The 4622-nt window shown below is 43.2% G+C and carries 3 protein-coding genes; all 3 read right to left on the reverse strand.

The window, feature by feature from the left end:
• Positions 1-466: 466 nt before the first annotated feature.
• Complete coding sequence (locus VN379_RS23045) at positions 467-2461, reverse strand: sigma-54-dependent Fis family transcriptional regulator (RefSeq protein ID WP_325538264.1); 1995 nt, start codon at positions 2459-2461, stop codon at positions 467-469.
• Positions 2462-2536: 75 nt separating this feature from the next.
• Complete coding sequence (locus tag VN379_RS23050) at positions 2537-2773, reverse strand: MoaD/ThiS family protein (protein ID WP_325538266.1); 237 nt, start codon at positions 2771-2773, stop codon at positions 2537-2539.
• Between the two features lie 111 nt (positions 2774-2884).
• A partial coding sequence (locus tag VN379_RS23055; protein ID WP_325538268.1) for an aldehyde ferredoxin oxidoreductase C-terminal domain-containing protein occupies positions 2885-4622 on the reverse strand: 1738 nt, incomplete at its 5' end.

Raw genomic sequence — 4622 nt, forward strand, 5'->3', positions numbered from 1 at the left:
TATGTATATTGCGCGTTTCTCTTAGGTTACCACTGCATTAATAATAACCCATTTACGAACTATTACGCCAAATCACTGAAAATATAAATCAGGTTGGTTTATTTTCATGCTATGATGAATATACCCCAACCCCTTTTACTATCAAATGATAACTATATACAACGCATTAAAGTTTTGCTGTTTAATCCTCACAACCCTATTTATTGCAAGTATTATGCCAACCATGAAAGAATTCAAAATAAACAGTCTATTGCTGTCAAACCAGGTACTCACCCCTATTTTTTGACTGATAATAACTCAATGTACTATACAGATGCTATTCTACTGCTCCATAAGTGTTACCTTGGACTATTTACATTGCGCAATAAAATTACACATTTTACACACTCCAAGATAACACTTACTTTAGGTCAATTACCAGTCTATTCACCTACCTCATTAAAAGAGCCTGGAAAAATTGCTTTAACTAGTTTTTAATCGAATACAGTCGCATCTTGTTATATAGAGTGTTGCGGGATATCCCTAATTCCTTAGCTACTCGACTAACATTTCCAGCAAATGCATTGAGCTTATTAATTATCTTAGTTCTCTCTGTAAATCCCGCTATCTTTTGCCTCTGCTTCCGGTTAAAAACAGTCTCATCTGCTTGGATTGTTGCCAGTTCCATAAGCGAAGCTGGTACATAAAGCACTTCAGGTAAATGCCCCACAGTAATAACCCCATTTTCAGCTAAACATGCCGCGTGTTCGACCACATTTTGCAGCTCCCGGACGTTACCGGGCCAGTGATATCCATTTAAATAATCAATGACTTCAGATTCCGCAGAAAATTCACGCCCCTGTTCGCGGCTTAACTTTCCTAAAAAATGTTCAAAAAGCGGTTGTATATCTTCACGGCGATCTCGCAACGGAGGAATCATGATCGATAAAACATTCAATCTATAATATAGATCAAGCCGAAAGGTTCCTTTTTCTACTTCTTCCAGCAGATTCTTGTTTGTAGCACAAATCAAGCGAATGGTAATCGGAATTATCTTATCGCTACCAATACGCGTCACTTTTCTTTCTTGTATCACTCTAAGTAAGGCTGTCTGCTGTTCGAGAGGCATGTCACCAATTTCATCCAAGAAAAGAGTTCCGCCAGAAGCTATTTCAAACTTCCCCAGCTTACCGCCTCGTTTTGCCCCTGTAAAAGCCCCTTCATCATAACCAAATAGCTCACTGCCAATCAGCTCCCGTGGGATCGCACCGCAATTGACAGCCACAAATGGGCCATTATGATTGGCACTCCGGTTGTGAATAGCCTGAGCAAATATTTCTTTACCTGTGCCACTTTCACCATTGATTAGAACAGTTGAGGCAGTGGCCGCAGCCCGGGTTCCAACATGTATAGCTTCGCAGATTTGAATACTTTTTCCAATAATATCGCTGAACTGAAAAGTTGCTGAGTTGTCAATAAAACGATTTACCATGGTTTTTACTTGTTTGATAGGTTTGAGAAAAATGATGCCACCAGTTATTACGTCTTGCTCATTAATTATAGGATTACGAGAAGCCACACAAGGGCATCTGCTCCCGTGGGAATCTACTATTATTTCTACATCCTGATAACTTTTACTAGTAGTTAGAATCTCCCCGGATCTACTGTCAAATAGTCGCTTAAGTTCTATTCCCAAAACGTGTTGCTCCGACTTTCCGAGCATAGCCTTGCCTGCAGGGTTTATTTCTATTACAACCTCATTGTTATCAACTATAAGCACGCCATCGGAAACGGTATTAAAAAAATTGGTCATCTTTTTGTTAATCAAAGCCAATTCACAATTTTTTTGGTAAATACCTAACTGAGCAGTGATAGCTTCAGCAATAACTACCACAATTCCCAATGTATGCAAATGAGACGCATGGGACGCGTAGGATATATCTAGAACACCAATAATCCGTCCATTAGAATCAAAGATAGACGCTGCCGAGCAGGAAAAAGAATGAATTTCTTTACAATAATGCTCCGCACCCGATACCTGTAGTGATTTTCCCAGTTTGATCACTGTACCAATAGCATTAGTCCCGACCGCTTCTTCCCGCCAGCTAACGCCAGGATAAAAGTATCTAGTCATCGGATTCTGGCGAATATCTTCGTCGCACAACATTTCAAGAACGCAGCCATTTTCGTCAGTTAATACAACGATAAAGCCAGATCCTTTAAAAAATTTATGAAGCTTAGACATAAAGGGTTTTGCTATCTCAATAAGCTTTGCTTTTTCTTTCAAAAGCTTATGCAGGTTCAAATCATCCAACCTATGGTGAATTTTATCATCATAAGGATCTATCCCCACATGATAACACCTGTCCCACGACTCAGCAATCGGCTGGCGAACTTTGCACTTATAGGGATTACCTGTATTTATAAATTCTTCCCATTCCACGTAAACAGGGTCCATCATGGGCAAAGCTACAATCGTCATACAGGCCACTCCTTTCTTATTAGCCATTCACTTTATGCTATAGAATCGCAACCAACGTGCATTACCACCGCACGATTAACCACCACCTACGGGCGGGAACAAGCCAACCCGGTCACCATTGCTTACAATCTGATCAAACTCACACCCTATGCCATTTACCATAATCAAGTGAATCTCGGTCGGATTAATTTCAATTTTTTTCACTAAATCAAGTACTGAACTTCCAGCAGGCACATCTACTGTTATTACTCCATACGGACTTGATGGCGCATAACGCCTCAATGTAGCATATAAACGCACTTCCACGACCATACAAATCCCCCTAAAATTATTTTAAATGAAGCGGTGTAATGCCAACTTATCGAAAATGGCCATCTTAGTATTAGTTAAAAGCCGGGCTTAAGCCCGGCTTTTTTAAATTGGTTAGAAATTGAAGACTTCGTCGATTTCTTCAGGCGTGAAGTCCCAAACAGCATTATGCGGCGGGCATGGCTCATATTCAAAGAATTCAGGTAAACGGTCATGGGCGTTAGTAAAGCCAGCTGCCGTATTAAAGGCTCGCTCTGCTTTAAGAATCGATTTGCCGAGATCAGTTACGTCGTCAGCGGTCAGCGACAAACCATAGCGGGCATTGATCATATCGACCAGCGCATTGAATCCTTCAGGAATATCCAGGATAGCGAAGGCAATGAAGAGACACATGCCAGTACTATCAACAGCAGCAGTGGCAATTTGCAGGTTACGGGAAAGTTCTATTTGACCTTCCTTCTTAAGCGGATCTACATAACCGCCAACTTTTAGGATGTTTGTGGCAATACAGTAACCAGACGTATGGTCGGCTCCCATAGGCGTAGTGGCATAGGTCAGACCGATACCTTTAATGGAACGCGGATCATACGCCGGGATAGCCTGATCTTTAACAACAGGAGTACGGAATAGACCGCAGACCTTACCGACAATCGCTGTACCGCCACCAATTATCCGGCCAAGCGGGGTAGGAGTGGCGATTTGTTTGACAGCGTCCAAAGCAGCCTTGCCATCGCCCCAAGGAAGCAAGCCGCCTTCGATAGCGGTCGCTATAGCAACAGAAACGTCGATAGCATCTACGCCAACATCGTCCATAGCACGGTCAATATATGCGATGTCATCCAGATCCTGAATACCGGCGTCAGCGCCAAGGGCCCAGATGGTTTCATACTCAAAACCACTCGTGATGTATTTGCCGTTCTTATCCGGATACCACTGTGAACAACGAATGATACAGCCAGTATGGCAACCGTGGGAGACTTTGCCTTCGCCGCCACGCTCACTAATCGTAGCATTCAAAGTTTCGCCGGAGATTTTGTCATTCCAGTCGATGCGGCCAGCAGTGAAATTCTTAGCAGGCAAACCACCAGCTTCATTGATGATGTTAACCAACACGTCTGTACCATATGCTGGCAATGCCTGACCGGTAACCGGATGGGTAGTCAAAGCCTTGGCAAACGCTCTAGCTGCTGCCTTGAATTCCTCTGGTTTTGCGAGGGTAACACCAGGGGCGCCGGTGTCATCAATGATAAGCGCTTTTACCTTCTTTGAACCCATCACTGCACCCAGACCGCCACGACCAGCACTACGGATGTTGCCTTCAGGATCTTTAAAGGAAATATTTGCGGTAGGCAGACGATATTCACCAGCCGGCCCTGCCAGGGCGATACCAACTTTTGCACCATATTTTTCATTTAAGACTTTAATCGCTTCGTAGTTGCCACAACCGCCGAGGATTTCAGCCGGAGCATCCTCTATGGTTACACCATTCATATCAATTTTAAGTATATAGAATTGGTCTTCTGCAGGCAGTCCTTCAATAACAAGAGCTTTAATACCCATTTTAGCCATCTTCTGGGAGAAAGTTCCACCACTGTTACTTTCCTTGATGGTACCAGTCAGTGGGCTCTTAGCACCTACTGAGAGCCGGCCGGACTGAGCAGCATTAGTACCACTTAGGAAACCAGGGGCAAGAATCAGCTTGTTGTTTTTTCCCAGCGCATGGCATGTAGGCTTAACTTCATCGTTGACGAAGTTTGAAGTAAGTGCGCGACCTGCAATACCTGCATACTTCTCGGGGGTCTCACTTGTTGTGACTTCCTTGGTTGTCATGTTTACACGGATAAATTTATTC

Origin of the sequence: Sporomusa sp., from assembly GCF_035561255.1 — a bacterium.
Classification (GTDB): Bacteria; Bacillota; Negativicutes; order Sporomusales; family Sporomusaceae; genus Sporomusa.

Coding starts and splice junctions, on each gene's coding strand:
- VN379_RS23045 (WP_325538264.1), bottom strand. CDS start 2,461: ATGACGATTGTAGCTTTGCCCATGATGGACCCTGTTTACGTGGAATGG.
- VN379_RS23050 (WP_325538266.1), bottom strand. CDS start 2,773: ATGGTCGTGGAAGTGCGTTTATATGCTACATTGAGGCGTTATGCGCCA.